Annotated in this window: 14 protein-coding genes; 3 read left to right on the top strand and 11 right to left on the bottom strand. The window is 33.6% G+C overall.

What is annotated here, in order from left to right; translation table 11 throughout:
• From GZ212_RS13160 to GZ212_RS13150, 3 genes are all read left to right on the top strand, one after another.
• On the top strand, positions 1–936 hold the full coding sequence (locus GZ212_RS13160) for a DUF4435 domain-containing protein (RefSeq protein ID WP_166961126.1): 936 nt from the start codon (positions 1–3) through the stop codon (positions 934–936).
• A 172-nt stretch (positions 937–1,108) separates the two neighbouring features.
• Positions 1,109–2,590, top strand: coding sequence for a hypothetical protein (locus GZ212_RS13155; protein WP_166961122.1), 1,482 nt, complete (start codon positions 1,109–1,111; stop codon positions 2,588–2,590).
• A gap of 186 nt (positions 2,591–2,776) precedes the next feature.
• On the top strand, positions 2,777–3,151 hold the full coding sequence (locus GZ212_RS13150; protein WP_166961119.1) for a hypothetical protein: 375 nt from the start codon (positions 2,777–2,779) through the stop codon (positions 3,149–3,151).
• 14 nt (positions 3,152–3,165) lie between these two features.
• Here the strand turns inward: GZ212_RS13150 and GZ212_RS13145 are convergent, their stop codons facing one another.
• From GZ212_RS13145 to GZ212_RS13095, 11 genes are all read right to left on the bottom strand, one after another.
• Positions 3,166–5,580 (bottom strand): DUF2075 domain-containing protein, encoded by a 2,415-nt coding sequence (locus GZ212_RS13145; protein ID WP_166961116.1) that lies wholly within the window; start codon positions 5,578–5,580, stop codon positions 3,166–3,168.
• 53 nt (positions 5,581–5,633) lie between these two features.
• Positions 5,634–8,042: a UvrD-helicase domain-containing protein gene (locus GZ212_RS13140; RefSeq protein WP_166961113.1), complete on the bottom strand. Its 2,409-nt coding sequence runs from the start codon at positions 8,040–8,042 to the stop codon at positions 5,634–5,636.
• Between the two features lie 25 nt (positions 8,043–8,067).
• On the bottom strand, positions 8,068–8,769 hold the full coding sequence (rnhA, locus tag GZ212_RS13135) for a ribonuclease HI (RefSeq protein ID WP_206080445.1): 702 nt from the start codon (positions 8,767–8,769) through the stop codon (positions 8,068–8,070).
• A gap of 41 nt (positions 8,770–8,810) precedes the next feature.
• On the bottom strand, positions 8,811–9,851 hold the full coding sequence (locus GZ212_RS13130) for a retron St85 family RNA-directed DNA polymerase (protein WP_166961110.1): 1,041 nt from the start codon (positions 9,849–9,851) through the stop codon (positions 8,811–8,813).
• Positions 9,852–10,001: 150 nt separating this feature from the next.
• Positions 10,002–10,325, bottom strand: coding sequence for a hypothetical protein (locus GZ212_RS13125; protein ID WP_166961107.1), 324 nt, complete (start codon positions 10,323–10,325; stop codon positions 10,002–10,004).
• A gap of 2 nt (positions 10,326–10,327) precedes the next feature.
• Positions 10,328–11,251 carry a hypothetical protein gene (locus tag GZ212_RS13120; protein ID WP_166961104.1) on the bottom strand — a complete coding sequence of 308 codons (924 nt, stop codon included), beginning with the start codon at positions 11,249–11,251 and terminating at the stop codon, positions 10,328–10,330.
• Positions 11,244–11,423, bottom strand: a complete 180-nt coding sequence (locus GZ212_RS13115; protein WP_166961100.1) for a hypothetical protein — start codon at positions 11,421–11,423, stop codon at positions 11,244–11,246. Before GZ212_RS13115 ends, GZ212_RS13120 begins: the two co-directional genes overlap by 8 nt.
• Positions 11,424–11,425: 2 nt before the next feature.
• Positions 11,426–11,842, bottom strand: coding sequence for a hypothetical protein (locus GZ212_RS13110; RefSeq protein ID WP_166961098.1), 417 nt, complete (start codon positions 11,840–11,842; stop codon positions 11,426–11,428).
• Entirely contained in the window at positions 11,835–13,532 is a 1,698-nt protein-coding gene (locus GZ212_RS13105; protein WP_166961094.1) for a restriction endonuclease subunit S, read from the bottom strand. Before GZ212_RS13105 ends, GZ212_RS13110 begins: the two co-directional genes overlap by 8 nt.
• An 87-nt stretch (positions 13,533–13,619) precedes the next feature.
• Positions 13,620–15,050, bottom strand: a complete 1,431-nt coding sequence (locus GZ212_RS13100) for a class I SAM-dependent DNA methyltransferase (protein ID WP_166961091.1) — start codon at positions 15,048–15,050, stop codon at positions 13,620–13,622.
• Positions 15,051–15,866, bottom strand: coding sequence for a hypothetical protein (locus tag GZ212_RS13095; protein WP_166961088.1), 816 nt, complete (start codon positions 15,864–15,866; stop codon positions 15,051–15,053). It abuts the gene before it with no gap.

Genomic DNA, 15,866 nt, shown 5'->3' with positions numbered 1-15,866 from the left:
ATGAGTTTTTTACAGACATTAAAAGATGCTGGAGCATCACCAATCACATCTTATATTCGTTTCTTACAAGAATATAAAAGTACAGATAAGGCACTTCATTTATTCATAGAAGGAAATGATGACCCTTCATTTTATACTAACTTCATTAAAAATATTGCAGGAAAAAAATATGAGCTTTATTTCTACAATTGTAAAAATAAAAGTGGTGTTTATGATAATTACAAAAAAATAAATTGGAACACATATAATAAAAATAAAGTCTTATTTTTTGTTGACAAGGACTATTCAGACATTTTAGGATTGAGCTTTGTTACTGATGACAATATTTTTGTAACGAAATATTATTCTATAGAAAACTATTTAGTCAATGTAAAAATCTTAAAAAGAATTTTGACCGAATTGTTACATATTACAGATACCGAAACTATAAAAGGAATAATCAAAACGTTTAAGAAAGAACATAAAGTTTTCTGTCAACAAATGCAGATTTTGAGTTCTTGGATAATCTATCACAGAAGTAAAGGCAATAATATTCCTTTATCAAAAGTAAATCTATCACATATATTTTCATTTGACCAAGATTTGAAAATTAATAGATTACAAGAACCTCAAGGAACGAGGTTATTGACTTATTTAAACAATAAGACAGGTAATGTCGATACTACTGAATGCTGGAAAGAGATTAAAAAAATATACAGACAGATTAAACTAATTAGAAAAGACAAAATTCATTTGCGAGGCAAGTTTGAAATTTGGTTTTTAATTGCATTTATTAATGAGTTAATGGAAAATGTTAATTCTGCAAAAGCAAAAGGCGAACAAAAATTAAAAATGAATATTAACTTAAGTAAGTCTAATGCTGTAGAAATATTGGGTTCAAGATTAGATATACCTAAAGATTTGAAAAAATTCATTAAATATAATATCGCAAAATAACTAAGCCCAACAATGGCTATAAGTAATTGCTTGTTCTCGCCTACTTCTGAAAATCCTCGCGGATTTTCAGATTGGTGTATCCTTGCAAAGTTAATCGCTGACCCGCGCAATTACTCATAGCCGAGACCGCTAGGGGTAACCAGGAGCCTGACAATATCGAAAACCTTCGAATATGGAATATATAACAAGTAGAAATTTTGAGCTACCAAATGATTCAAAAGAATTTGAAAGGCATGATTGGTTTAATATGTGGCAAAAACAATTGTTTCCTTATAAAGAACTTCTTGAAGGTGACACACTTTATTGGTACGATTCTGTCCAGAAAAGAATAGTTTGGAAAACTAAAGTTTCTAAGGTTGTGAGGTTTTCTTATGAATCAAAAAGTGAGGTAATAAAAAAATTTAAGGATGTCTCAAATCAGAATTATTTTCAGAAAGCAAAAGATAAAGGATATTTTATTAGTTATAAGGTAAAAGTCGAAGCCAAAGTTACATATGAAAAACCCAAAGATTTTAGTTTTCCAATGACTGGTTGGGTAAAACTTAAAGAAGACATATATGAAGAGTGGGGAATAAAGAAGGACTATCCAAACGAAAAAAGAATTTCCAGGTTAGCTTTTAACTCAAATGGTTGGGTTATGCCGTCAGGACGATATGGAAAAAGTAGCCATAAGGATTCGCATGAAGCAAATTATGGCTACGGTCATGAGGAATGGTTGTTTGACACAAGCAAGCTTATTGATGGATACCATTACGGATTTTTAGAACCAATAAGAAAACAACAGGAGGCTTATCTCGATAAGATATTTAGTGTTTGGCTGTACACAATTGATGGAGTAAGTAAAAGAAGATATTGGGTTGGTGAGATTTCTAATCTTGAGGTTATAAATCAAGAAGAAGCAAATTCGATTAAATCTATATATAAGCAAAGAGGATGGTTGAAAGAAATGGAGGAACAGATAGTAGAGTCTGGAGCAAATAATAGAGGATTTTCTGACTGGGAAGGCGTTGACTTATTTAATGTTAGGTATAAACCCAAGGATTTAAAAGTCAATGACCCATACTATGAACTTGCTTCAAATCATCCAATAATTAAGTTGTCACGGTATAATTTTTCATACTTCAAGGAAGAATTTGATATAGACCTAAAATATGAAAGTCCTGGATCTTTTTCATTCAATCCTTACGAAGAAAATGGAAATTCAGAAGAAACAGACGGGGTAGAAAAAACAAAATACAAAAGAGAACCAAAGACAATCGAAATAACCTACTTACATAAAGCAATAAGTATACATTTGACAAAAGTACTTAAGGAAAAATATGGTACTTTAAACGTTAAAGCAGAACACCCTAGTGGAATTGGAACAAACAAAGTTGATATTGTTGTAAATTCAAAAGATGAAGGACTTATTTTTTATGAAATTAAAACATACAACTCTGTCAAATCAAGTATTAGAGAAGCTATTGGACAACTATTTGAATATTCATTTTGGCCTAATGTTGACAATGCTAAACAACTTGTAGTCATAACTCAAAAACATTATGATATGAAGGAAGTCATATCATACTTTAAACACTTGAGAGAAAAACTTGGCATCAATATTTACTATCAGTGGTTTGATATTGATACTTTAGAATTATCAGAAAAATACTAATTAAAAAGAAAGACTAGCCCCTTATAATGTATATAAATAATAGGCAAAATAGTAGCAAATCAACTATAGGAGCTCGCTTCAACAACGTAATGGTTTGAAAAGTTTGATACCCCCAAAACGGCTTCTTTACAAATACTAAACGTTAAACTTTAGCTATATCTTAAATCATAATTTCACTTAACAATCATGAAAAAAAGATCAAAATTACTTCTAGGGATTTTAATTATAACTATTTTTTTTAATAGTTGCTCATCATTGTCCCCAACACAAGTATATCAAACGCTTCCAACTTTAACAAAATCAAAATTACTCAAGCAAGCAGAAGCGACGGAAATGGTGGAAACTAATAAGTGTACATATCTTTCGAGAAACAGATACTTTGTTGCTCCAATAGGATTTACACCCAATGACGATTTAAAAAATGGGGCAAGAGGCATTGATGAATGGGTAGAACTGGATGGCGGCAATTCTTATGTATTAAAAAATTTCAAGTGGGTGACTGTTGATAATCAGGGCTCAACACAATTACATATAGATTTTGACACTTTAAAGTGCAATTAAAAACAATCTTGCTTTCAAACCTTAGTCTTATTACGATACCAAGCCTCAAAATAAGGACGGTCATTATTATTGGGTTGCTCATACCATTCTGAGCAAATAAAGAATAGCCTCCCCTTGATTTCGACTTTTCCCTTCCAGTACCTTAGAATATTATCTGGATCGGTGGACAAGGCTTTTCTTAACAGAGGGAATTGAAGGTGGAAGGTTTGCTTCGAATAACTTTCTTGTTGAAGTAAATAAAGATCATTTTCGGTGAGCAAGTCATTTTTGATCAAGTAACTCATGGAAGTTCTTACCAACTTACCAATTTTCAATCTTTCTTTACCTTCAGAATTGCTCAAATTTAGTTTTATTTGATTAGGAATAGTTCTTTTCGAAGTAACTATTGGGCGATTTATTTTTGGTTTTGGCTTTTCTTGATCTCTAGCAATATTAATCTTTCGATCTTCAAACATTTTAGCTTTCAACTCAGGAATACCCAATCCAGTTAAGTAGGAATAAGTGCCATCATAAAAGGTTTTAGGTCGAGTATGGTCCAATTCAGACCCTTCAGGAATAAAAATAACCATGCCCTGACGCGCCCGGGTTAATAGGACCCGATAAGCATTTTTTAAGTAAGACATTGCCAGTTCTTGGTTTACGTTTTGCCATTTGGCACCTTTAAACTTTTGATAATTCCATTGATTATTTCCCAAATAAAAGTCAGCTCCCCAGGTTAAACAGACCCAATCAATTTCCAAGCCTTGAATATCAAATTCGGTAGCTACAACCTCAAGAAAATAGGAAGATCTAACATCATCCTTACCATCTAAAAACCAATTAGCTGGATCTATTTCATTCTTTACGTCAAGTCCAAGGGGGCGCAATCTTCTAGCTCCAGAAGATCCAACCAAACCGATTCTTTCAGACCCTTTAGATTTTCCCCTCAACCAGTTTTTGGCAACCTCTAAATCACGAGTTATTACGATTGGAAAAGCGTTTTTGATTTGTTGATAAAGCTCTTTAGCTAGATCTATTCTTAGATCCAAAACACTATGTACAAAATTAGATAATTGCTCCGATCGGAAGGATCTTACTGAAACAGCTAAGTGCAAATCCTTTTCCTTAAAGGCATGCTTTGAAAGCCATTCCTTTGTTTCCGATAACTTAAGGTAATTATTATTTTCAATGATAAGATCCGAAAAATGAATATCCCAATCGGCATAGCGGTCCTTCAAAGCTTGAATCCAAGCTTCAAGACCAGCCTCTCCAGTATTTATTTCCTGTCCGCCACCAATCAAACAAACAATAGTGCACCAATCTTCGTGTCGATTCATGACGTCTATTAAAAACTCAGGCTCCGACATATTAAAGTCAGCAATTCCCTTTTTTACCTTCATAAAGCTTGAAGCCTTCTCATTTGTCCAAGCGCGTTGCGCCTCATCAAAAACAACTACTTTTTCTATAGGAGCTTTATCCGTTTTCAAATTATCATCCCTAAAATGATGAATGTTCTGTATGAAGGCATTCGCCTTTATGGCTGCTTGCTTTTTGGTCAAAACTTCACCATTTTGCCTTGAGGTTTTCACCTCATCCCTAGTCAAAGCTTCCCTTAAAACAGTTACTAAAGGACCATTTCCAGATAGAAAAACAGCATGTTCATCCTCATCAGACTTCATACGTTCATTAGCAATATTTAAACCCGCCAAGGTCTTTCCAGCACCAGGAACACCAGTCACAAAACAAATGGTCTTTTTATGGTTTCGTTTGGCATCTTCAATCACCCTATTTAGGCAAGCTGCTGTTTTAGATAAATTAATGGCTCCGGCATCGGATCTAGAAATCTCTTGAACATTATGACCTTTATATAAGGCTTGAGCCGCCTCTACAATGGTTGGTGTTGGTTTATAAATGGATCTTTCCCATTGTAAAGGATTTATAATTTCTCCTTGTGTATGATTAATGACATTTTTAATATAGTCCCCCAAATTACTCGAATTGGTTTTGGCGGCCGTATAGTAATTTTCGATGTCTTCTTGATTATTAACAAACGATTCGGCATGAGTTGAAACAACAACAGGAATGAGTTGAATGTTATGGCTTCCTTCATGAAAGTTTTTTAAATCCAAGGTATAATCAATGACTTGTTCGATGGCATGATTACCATAAGAAGCATCGCCAACCTTAAACTCAATAACGAAAACTATATGCTTAATGACAACAATAACATCCACTCTTTTACCCATTCTGGGAATGGCAAACTCAAAATAAACTTGACCTTCAGGAAAAGCAATTAATTGGTTTTTAAGAACCTTGATTTGTCCCATCCAGGCATTACGCTGCAAATCTTCTAAAGCATGAGTATGTTGAAGCGCTAATTCCCCTAGAATTTTAGAATTGTCTTCTACTAAGAAATTTTGGATGGTATTTGAGTAATAGGCTCTTTGCATCAAATAAACATTCTAAACTTTAAATAATTGGCATAACATAAGGCGAAAATCGTCTACTCTAATTCTAAAAATTTCATCCTTAATTTAATACTTTGAAAACTCCTCCCAAAAATCTTGCTCAATTGCTTTATCGAGAAATTTCCATAGCATTCCTTTAAAATATTATCTTCTTTCGCGGACCAAGACTCATAAGCTCTTTTGTTTTTCTTTCTAGCTTTCAACTTTTGTTCGTCTCCATCAACATCGGTAATGGGTAAAACACTTATTAATTTTTCTATTCTTTGTTTCTCATTTAATAATGGAGGCTCTATGTTTTCATCAACTATTTTGCCTCCACACTGTGGACAAAACTTGTAATGATCTTCTAGTTTGGAATCACAATTAACACAAAGAACTATACTATTGGTGGCGAGATCTTTTTTGGATTCGTTTTGATATAAAAATTCACTTGGAATATCCCTTATAAAATCAGAAACGGCACCTTTCTGGGAAATTAAATACAAATGGTCTTCTGCCCTGGTTAAAGCCACATAAAAGAGTCTACGTTCTTCCTCAAGTAGGTAATCATAATCTGTTGGTTTAATGACCTGATAAATTTTATCTTGCAACCATGGATCTGGAAACCCTCCTTTATTAGAGTGCAATCCTAAAATAAATACCACTTTGGCCTCTAATCCTTTGGCACTATGAATGGTTTTGAACTGAATTTTATGGCCACTGCTTTTGAGGGCTTGCTTTAAATCCGTTGCCATGGCTGACCTCCTATAAAGCACTAATATGTCTTCTGGGTTGACACCCTCCGCTATGTGTTTTTCTATGGTTTCCCAGATAAAAGAATTGGTTTGCCCATCTTGTTCCTCATAAAAAACTTTAATTTTTTGTCCGCCTCGTTTTACAGCTTTGATTTCTTTGGGTATTTGAAACTTATTTTTTTTAATAGCTTCTGTTGAGGCACTTACAATCGGGTCTGTACTTCGATAATTTAAGTTAAGAGTTAACAGTTCCGAATTATTAAAATGCTTTTTAAAATTTACTATATAACTAATTTCAGACCCTCTAAACCCATAAATACTTTGCCAATCATCACCAACACAAAATAGTTGTGCCTCTTTGTTTGTAAGCAAATGAAGAAGTTTAACTTGTAAATTATTAACATCCTGAAACTCATCTACCAGAATGTGCTTATACCGCTCTTGGTATCTTTCTCTAATATGAGGATACTCCTGTAACAATTGAATACTCCTAGTGAGTAATCCATCAAAATCTAAATAGGACCTATTCGTGCAATAGTCATCAAACGCATTAATAATAGGAATAGCTAACTCATAGAACATTCGCACTCTTTCAAAATCACTTTTTGCAGCTTCCTCTACAATTTGATCAACAGACTTTTCTGAATTAACAATTTTATTCCTTACTTCATTTACCTCTCTAAAAAATCGTTTTATTTCCCTTCTAAAATTTGAAAACTCTTCATCATAATGCAAGACCGTTGCTGAACTTAAATCATCACTTATTTTTCCCTTAATAACACGATCCAATACACTATTAAATACTGCGGAATTATGAGTGGCTTCGTCATAGGTTTTTACATAAGTTTTACCTGCATCATCCATTTTTCTCTCTTTCCAAAAAGATGGGTAACTTTTGTTGCTTATATGCTCGAGATACACATTAGCCTGAGGTATAAAGAAATCAGGATGAAAAGAATATTCCTTAACCTTAACTTCAGGTTCATATTTATATTCTATACTATTGCGGTATAACCAATCTGCTATAAATTGTTCGGATTTAGATCTTACTTTATCCCCTTTTAAACTGGTAAAAAACTTCCCCTCTGGCCTAAACTCTTTGTGCTTTGGATGATCGTGAATATAATCCACAAAGTAATCCAGAATGTATCGCTTTAACTTTAAAAGAAATTCCTTGTTTTTTGACAAGTTGATAGTAACCTTTTCAATGATATCACTAACCGATTCTTCAGCAGTACTACCTTGAAACTCACTTTCTGTCTTTTGGTCAGCAACTATTTTAAATTTGTTATCAAATACATGAACTCCATCAGTCTTAATGATCTGATAACAGAGACTGTGAATGGTTTTTATGGTTAATCGATTCAACCAAGGAAATTTGTTCAAATAGGTTTGGCGTTCTCGATGTCTTTCAGCAAAAGAAATCCCTTTGGTCTTGAGAAATTTTTCATAATACCCAGATGTATCCACAGAAAGAATCATCCTATCAAGCATCTCATTGGCTGCGTTTTTGGTAAACGTTATTGCAAGAATGTTTTTAGCATCAACCAGTTTATCATCTATTAAATAATTGATTCTATGAAGTAATGTTTTAGTCTTTCCAGAACCCGCTCCTGCTAAAACAAGAAGTCGATTGCACTCGGAAAGAACCGCTTTACGTTGCTGATCGTTTAAAGTAGTTAAATTAGTTTTGGTTGTTAGATTTTTCATTAGGTTAGTTTAAGTTATTTTGAGGCTAGAATAAGGTATTTCCATCAGGCACTTCCTTTTTTGCCTCTTCTACCATATACATCGCTCTACAGTTGGGGCAGAACATATAATACTCAAAATAATAATTTTGGTTTTTTATGATTTTTCGTTTTTTGGGACTCTTTTTGATAACTGGTGTCTGACACTTTCTACACAAGTCCCCTTCCTTTCCTATTTTCTGTTCTTGGTAATACTCAATATTTTCTAGGTAATCTAAATACCCTTCGTCCTTCATTTTATTTTCTGAGTTAATCCCTTTATTGGCTAGGGCATCACAACGTTCATTCTCTACATGGCCAGCGTGACCTTTTACCCAATTAAATGTTACCTCATGTTTATCGATAACATCCAGTAATCTCTCCCATAAATCTTTGTTAAGAACTAAGTTGCCCTTTTTACGGATCCAATTGTTTCTTTCCCAATTTGCTGCCCAACCTTGTACTATGCCATCCACAACATATTTAGAATCGGAATACACGGTAACTTTTGCCTTGGTTTTTATTTGTTCAAGACCAAAAATCACAGCCATTAATTCCATTCGGTTATTAGTCGTAAGCTCATATCCTTCAAAAAACTCCTTTTGTCTCCCTTTGTAACTCAATATTACCCCATACCCGCCTTTCCCAGGGTTGGGTTCTGCGCCACCATCGGTGAATAGTTCTATATCTGGTATTTTGTCATACTTCATAAAAGAGAATGTTAAAATAAATCAAACTAATAAATAGAGAATCATGTTGAAATTTGTTTCAGAGTCTCTTCGTAAAGCTTTTTAATAGATTTAATTGAATCAATCACATATTCATTATTAGGTTCTATTTGTTTCCAATAGTTCAACCTTCCCAATACTCTATCTGCATAATAAATGTCATTGTACCTTTTGACCTGATCAAAAATACCATATTTCATTAAAAAGTATACTTCCGTTCTAATCTCTCTTCTTTTTGCTTTGGGCAATCTTATTCTATCCTTTTCTACAACTATACCTGTTATCATTTTTCTATGGCCCTCACAGTATTCTCTTGTTTTGTCTGTATTTGCCTTAAACCCTTCATCTTCAATATTCATAATTACCAAATTTTTAAAGCCAAAAGATTGAAAGTTACCTGAAAACACCAAATCATCTGCATATCTGGAATATTTAACACCATGGTTTTTAGAAAAAACAGAAAGTCTTTTATCGAGATTGAAAAGAATAATATTACTAATCATAGGGCTAGAGGCTGCTCCTTGAGGAATACTACCGTTCAAACAACAAAGATTAGTAAGATAGTAGGAGACTTCCTTACTATAACCAACGCGGTTGAATAACTCTCTAACTCTTGGTATCTTAATTGAAGGGAAAAAGTCTTTTAAATCAATTTTTAGCATTTCATCACAACCTACATGAATTGAGGCGTTTTGTGCTATATTTCGTTTTTTCACATATGCGTGTGCTGCATCATGAACTTGAAATTTACTTAGTACATGTTCAACAATCCATTGCTGAACTTCAAGTAAAGATTCATATGGAGTAACAATATCCCTAAATCCACCTCTTTTTTTTGGAATTTTAAATTGGCGATAAAAGCGAAGGGGCTTTTTTATCATGGCCGATAGAACTCCAACTTTTAACCCTAAAAGATGGGCCAAATGATCTAAGTCTAAAATTACTGGGACTCCGTTGTGATATGCGCTTCTTATAAAAAATAATTTCTCCTTCTTTTCCTTTTTGGAAAGTGAAGAGTTATTTATTAATTCTTCCCAATCTTTTATTTGATAATTAGCACTCATAAAATTAGAGAGAAAGGATTACATAATAATTCGAAATAAATCTTTTCCATTCGATTTGAGATGAATTATTATCGCTGAAACTGCCCTTGCATGTTTCAGTTCTAACAAATCATCACAATGGTTAAAACAGCCTAAGCTTTACTGGAGCGACTACACTCCATCTTCTAATCCTTTCCCTCCTTTTATTTTTAGATATGGTTCGTTCACTTCTATTTTTTTATCATTCAGGGATTTTGGCCTAGTCCTTTCAAATTTGCTTATTTCTTCTTTCTTTTTAACCAGAGACGCCAAATTCATTCCTGTTTGTTTTATTTGCTTTTTTTTCCAATCAACCTCTATTAAACCTGAGTTTTCAAGTGAATGTATTTGGTCAGCTAAATAGATTGGCGTGAAGTATTGCTTCAAAACCTTAATTTCAACATTTTCCGTTTCAAACATGGATAAAACTTGATAAAGTTTATGAGAGTTTTTCATATTTATTGAGATCTAGTAAAGATTGGTTTTCGTCTGCTACCATTTTTATATTGGTTCCACCAAAAAATTGGATAATTGTTATTTGGAATATTGAATACATTCCAGGAATACAAGGCCTCAGATTTTTCATAACCCAAGGAAAATTTATTCAATGGAAGATTAATACTGCCTTCATGAAGTAAATCTTCCATTTTTAATATTCTCTTACGAGCAAGAAAATTAATAGGTTTTGGAAATGCAATATTCGTCCCTTTATCAATTAAATATGTGCAAGCATATTTAACCTTACAGGATTCAATTTTTCTTTTTCCGCTTATCATACCACCCAAAGAAAAAACAAAAAGATTTAAATCTTTGTTTTTCTCCAACATATCCTTTTTAACATCATCAATTCTTTTTTTGGCAGTTCCGCCGGTTCCAACAAAATCATCAATTAAAACTACATTTCGTAAGTTTCCGTCCCTGAATCTCCTTTTGCCTCTGTGTAAATCGCCAATAAAATTATTGACCTTCCATAACTCACTAATCTCACTTATTCGCGCCCTAATAAAGTTTAACGCGATAGATGAACCATCTGCAAACTCTTCAATTTTGAAAGCAATAAATAAAGTGTTATCCGGTTTTAACAACCAATCATCTATACATTTTTCTAAAACAATTTTGGTGCGTGCTTTTGCATCTTGCTGGTCGACATATTTAAATTTATTAATTAATCTTTTTAAAACTAATTTTTCAATATTGTTATTACAATCAAACCATAAACTTTCTAAGCCCATTGGATTTTCATCTTTCGTCAACCATGGATTTTTATAATATAACTCGGTCATATTGACAAAATCAAAATCTGAATAATCATCAGGCAATCTGTTTGGCTCTTGCCTCCTTTTTTTCTTAAATTTAAAAAGACCAAATAAAAAATTAAACATCAACATGTTTTTTTTTTGATTGAAAAACCTCCCGCAAACAACTTTGCATGAGTTGCTCTATTTGGGTTTGGCTATTTTCTATGTGTTCTTCTAAACTATCGCATAAGGCCATTAAATTGTTTACTTGCTCAGCAATGGCTTTTTGTTCTTCGAGTGGTGCTAGTGGAAACATAATTATTTAATTTTTGATAACCTCCATCTTGGCTCTTCCTTTAAAGTAAAATCTCTACCAAACTTTAAAAAATATAAATCCAAAGTTTGTTGACCTATTTTACAAACCCTGATAATTTCCATACCAGCTTTAATAAGCTCATAATCTTTTGGGCTAGAAACTTTTAGATTATTAAAAGTAATATCAGATTTAGTTGTTGATTTAACTTCATATTTAGTATTCTTACCATTAATATTAGCTTGTATATCAATTTTCTTCCCCCCTATTAACACATTAGTTGCTCCTATTGACTCTAGATACAATTTCACTACATGCTCACCATAGTTACCAATGTCCTGATTGTTCCGCATATTAGGATATGCTTCGTTCAATCTTTTAAATTCTATATCTGCCAATGAAAAAGCAATAGGATTATTCATAAGCAACCTCCTTTCTATCTTCAAAAACCTCCCTCAAACAACTTTGCATGAGCTGCTCTATTTGAGTTTGGCTGTTATCTACATGTTCTTCTAAACTATCGCATAAGGCCATTAAACTATTCACCTGCTTAACAATGGCTTTTTGTTCTTCGAGTGGTGGAAGGGGAATTGCAAAAGTGGAAATATTAGTTTGGTTAATAGAAGCCTGACCTATTGCCTGTTTAGCTTTACTCATTAAATATTCACGAGCAAACCTACTTTGAAAAACCAAATTAATAAATACTGCCAATTTATCTTTCAAAATCAGCCTAGTTCTAATATTCATACTTTCATAGACTAAAGGTTCACCAAAAAATGGAATTATGGCTGTTTTTCCAATTAACTCATAACTATTCACTCTGTTAATCAAAAGGTCATTTTCTAACAAGCAATATCTATTCAATTCACCTTCGTCAACCTCAACTCTTTTGGCATTATCAAATATAATATCACCAGATTGTATATTGTACATTCGTAAACTTATAATTCCATTATCGGTGTAGAATTTTGCTGGTTTATATAAGCCGTTTGTCATAGACTCTGTAATTTCACTCATTCTACACCAAACCCAACCTTCTGGTAAGTCATACGGTTTTTCGTGGTCTTCAATTGGTGGTAGTGGTTTTTCTTTTTTGAGTTTCTTTTGGGCAATGAGCTGTTTTTTTTCGGTTTGGATGCGTTTTAAGAGTTCGTTGGCGTGGTGAGATCCCTCGACAAGCTCGGGATGACGAGAGCGCCATTTTTGAGTGAGTTTGCCTTGAACGGCTAATTGCAAAATGGTTTCCCGTAGTTGTTTTATAGTCGACTTTTCGGTAAAGAACTCGGTAAAATGAGTTTGTAAAAATTGCCATTCTTGGTTTACATTTTCTGTTTGAGATAAACCTTTCAATGCCGAGGTTACAAAATCTTCTTTGAGCTGAATGCTGATTTTTGTTTGCTCTTCTAATTGCTCAACTTCTTTAAATAACTCATTGACTATGTCTACAATGGCTTTTTGTTCTTCGAGTGGTGGTAAACAAAAGGCTTGTTGTTTTAATAAACTGTAATGTCTTGCATAACCCTTATCAGATAAATCATAAAAGCAACAATGCAAATAGAAATAAGAAGTATTTATACCCTTAAACGTTTCTAGAATTTTAGTCCCATCTGCTCCAATTATAAAATCGAAATCAATATATTTTACAATTTTTGTATGGTCACCAAATACAATTACAGGTTTTGCTAATTTTAAAAGTTTACTTTTATCATTATAATACCCTTCAATTAGTTTTTTCCCTTGAGAAACAACTGGGTATTCTCCACTTTCTAGATAATCTTTTGATTTTACCTGATTAACTTTACTTCCGATAGTACTATAAAATTCAGTGATATTTCTAGCCTCCCAATTTTTAGGAATTTCAAAATCAAAACTTTCTTTCATAAACTCCTTCTTAGGCTTTTCAAGCCTTATCTTCTTCTGAGCAATTAAACTTTTCTTTTCCTCCTTAATTTGCTCTAACAATTTTGAAGCTGGTTCTACATTTGGGTTTTCTTGTCGCCAGTTTTCAGTCAGTTTGCCTTGTATAGCCAATTGCAGAATCAAGCCTTTTAATTCTTCGGCATTTTTTGGATGCTTGGTAAGGGTTTTAAAATGTTGTAAGAGGTGTTTCACTAGTTTGGTGTTTGGTTTTTGGTGTGTCGTGTTTAGTGATTCATACTTTATGAGATTCTGAAACAAGTTCAGAATGACAAGTTGGTTTTAGTTTAAGGCTTCGTTTAAGACATCCATTATTTTTTGTTGGATGGTATCAATACTTTTTTCGGTAGCTTCATATTGTTCCAACAATTCTTCTGGTGCAGCTAAATCGTCTGCTTCCTGATGTGGGTTTTTAATATCCAAGTTGTAATTGCGCGCCACAATATCTTCCACAGGTACTTTCCAAGCGTATTTATTTTCTTCGCGTTTATTCCACCATTGCTTTTCTAAATCAAACTCCTTTATGTGAATCGGCTTGGTTTTATTATAACTTTTTACGCCTTTAGGATACGGATGTTCAAAATACCAGACCTCTTTGGTTGGTGTGCCTTTTTCAAAAAACAACAGGTTGGTTTTAATGCCTGTGTATGGGTTAAACACACCATTGGGTAAACGCACTATGGTATGTAGGTTGCAACGCTCTAGCAATTCTTGTTTGAGTCTGGTTTTTACACCTTCGCCAAACAAGGTGCCATCGGGTAAGACCACTGCAGCACGACCGTTAGATTTTAAGAGTTTAATGATTAATGCCAAGAACAAGTCGGCCGTTTCTTTGGTTCTAAACTTGCTTGGGAAATTGGTTTCGGTACCATCTTCCTCAACACCACCAAAGGGTGGATTTGTAAGAATAACATCTACTTTGTCTTTGCTGCCCCAATCGGCATAGGGTTTGTTTAAATAGTTACCACGATTTACCGCTGGTAAATCGAAACCGTGCAACATGAGATTGGTGGTACACAATAAATGCGGCAAGGGTTTTTTCTCTATACCACGAATGGCTTTTTGCAACACCTCTCGGTCTTGCGGTGTTTTTACCTGATTGCGCACATAGTCAATCGTGCAGGTTAAAAAGCCACCTGTACCACAAGCTGGGTCCAATACCGTTTCGCCCAATTGCGGATTGCTGATATCTACCATAAACTGGGTTACGGCTCGTGGTGTGTAGTACTCCCCAGAGCCACCTGCAGATTGTAGTTCTTTTAAGATGGTTTCGTAAATGTCGTTAAAGAGGTGTCGGTCTTCTGAACTGTTGAAATCTATCTTGTCAATTTCATTGATGACCTGACGGAACAGGGTTCCGTTTTTCATATAGTTGTAGGTATCCTCAAATACCGAACGAATGATTTTGGCTTGTGGACTTATGGTGATGTCCAAGTCCTTTAAGGTGGGGAACAGTTCGTTATTGATAAATTCCATTAAAGCATCACCTGTTAAACCTTCGTCATCTTCTGCCCAGTTGCTCCATTTTAGGTTTTCGGGAATGGGGCTTTCATAATCATCTATGGTGATTTCCCATTCTTCTTCTTTATCGGCAAATATTTTCATAAAGAGCATCCAGACCATTTGCGAGATACGTTGTGCATCGCCATCGACTCCTGTGTCTTTTCGCATGATATCGCGAATGCCTTTAATGTTGGTTGTTATGTTACTCATTTATTTAAATTTGAGTTGGGTTACAATATTACACTTTGTAAATAATAGGTTTATTGAATATGCTAATTTTTCAGCTGGAGAATTTTGATCTTTTATATTTGGTTTGGAGGTTTCATCTAATTCCATTAATGCAAAAAATAATTTATTAATCAGCTCTTCACCACTTGAGTTTGTATTTTCATTCCCATCATCATTTTCAATTCTATCTTCTTTTATTTCTTTTAGAATATCATGTGTTAAATTAAATTCTTTCATTTCTGAACATAAATATCCCCTATTAGATGTGTCATTATAAACCATAAAATGTCGATCTCCATCATCAATATTAAAATGTGGCGGGCGAAATCTTGTTTGGTTGAATTGATTACAGTCAATAATTGCCGAGTTATCAATAATCTGTTGTCTCCAAAAATATTCTTGAAATTCCCTATTAGTATAAAATTTTGGTGCACAATAGAAAGTTCTAAATCTCGGATGCAACCTTGCTATATCTCTTAATCTATCAAATTGAGGAATACTCCCATTACTGGAATCATTGTAAATTTCGAATCTGTAATAAGGTCTGAAGCTTTTAGGGATTCCCGCATTAATTTCTGCATCTCCCCTTCTAGTTCTTATATAATGACTTCTTTTGAATTGATAAAACTCAATATAGCTCAAATCAACCAAAATAAAATCAGAGCCTAAAATGGGCTCAACAGATGTGGTTGGTAATGAAAAAGGTGGATTACGATTTGGATACATGGCTCTATATCTATTAAAGTATTCACCTAAATAGCCCATTACAAATTGTGTTTCAGAAAATTGACAATTCAT

The organism is Mangrovimonas sp. CR14, from assembly GCF_011764015.1.
Lineage (GTDB): Bacteria > Bacteroidota > Bacteroidia > Flavobacteriales > Flavobacteriaceae > Mangrovimonas > Mangrovimonas futianensis.
Note: the sequence above shows the minus strand (reverse complement) of the source record. Positions and strands in the feature narration are given on the sequence as shown.

Coding starts and splice junctions, on each gene's coding strand:
- rnhA (WP_206080445.1), bottom strand. CDS start 8,769: ATGAAGTATGACAAAATACCAGATATAGAACTATTCACCGATGGTGGC.
- GZ212_RS13130 (WP_166961110.1), bottom strand. CDS start 9,851: ATGAGTGCTAATTATCAAATAAAAGATTGGGAAGAATTAATAAATAAC.
- GZ212_RS13150 (WP_166961119.1), top strand. CDS start 2,777: ATGAAAAAAAGATCAAAATTACTTCTAGGGATTTTAATTATAACTATT.
- GZ212_RS13155 (WP_166961122.1), top strand. CDS start 1,109: ATGGAATATATAACAAGTAGAAATTTTGAGCTACCAAATGATTCAAAA.
- GZ212_RS13160 (WP_166961126.1), top strand. CDS start 1: ATGAGTTTTTTACAGACATTAAAAGATGCTGGAGCATCACCAATCACA.
- GZ212_RS13120 (WP_166961104.1), bottom strand. CDS start 11,251: ATGTTTAATTTTTTATTTGGTCTTTTTAAATTTAAGAAAAAAAGGAGG.
- GZ212_RS13140 (WP_166961113.1), bottom strand. CDS start 8,042: ATGAAAAATCTAACAACCAAAACTAATTTAACTACTTTAAACGATCAG.
- GZ212_RS13110 (WP_166961098.1), bottom strand. CDS start 11,842: ATGAATAATCCTATTGCTTTTTCATTGGCAGATATAGAATTTAAAAGA.
- GZ212_RS13095 (WP_166961088.1), bottom strand. CDS start 15,866: ATGAATTGTCAATTTTCTGAAACACAATTTGTAATGGGCTATTTAGGT.
- GZ212_RS13100 (WP_166961091.1), bottom strand. CDS start 15,050: ATGAGTAACATAACAACCAACATTAAAGGCATTCGCGATATCATGCGA.
- GZ212_RS13115 (WP_166961100.1), bottom strand. CDS start 11,423: ATGTTTCCACTAGCACCACTCGAAGAACAAAAAGCCATTGCTGAGCAA.
- GZ212_RS13125 (WP_166961107.1), bottom strand. CDS start 10,325: ATGAAAAACTCTCATAAACTTTATCAAGTTTTATCCATGTTTGAAACG.
- GZ212_RS13145 (WP_166961116.1), bottom strand. CDS start 5,580: ATGCAAAGAGCCTATTACTCAAATACCATCCAAAATTTCTTAGTAGAA.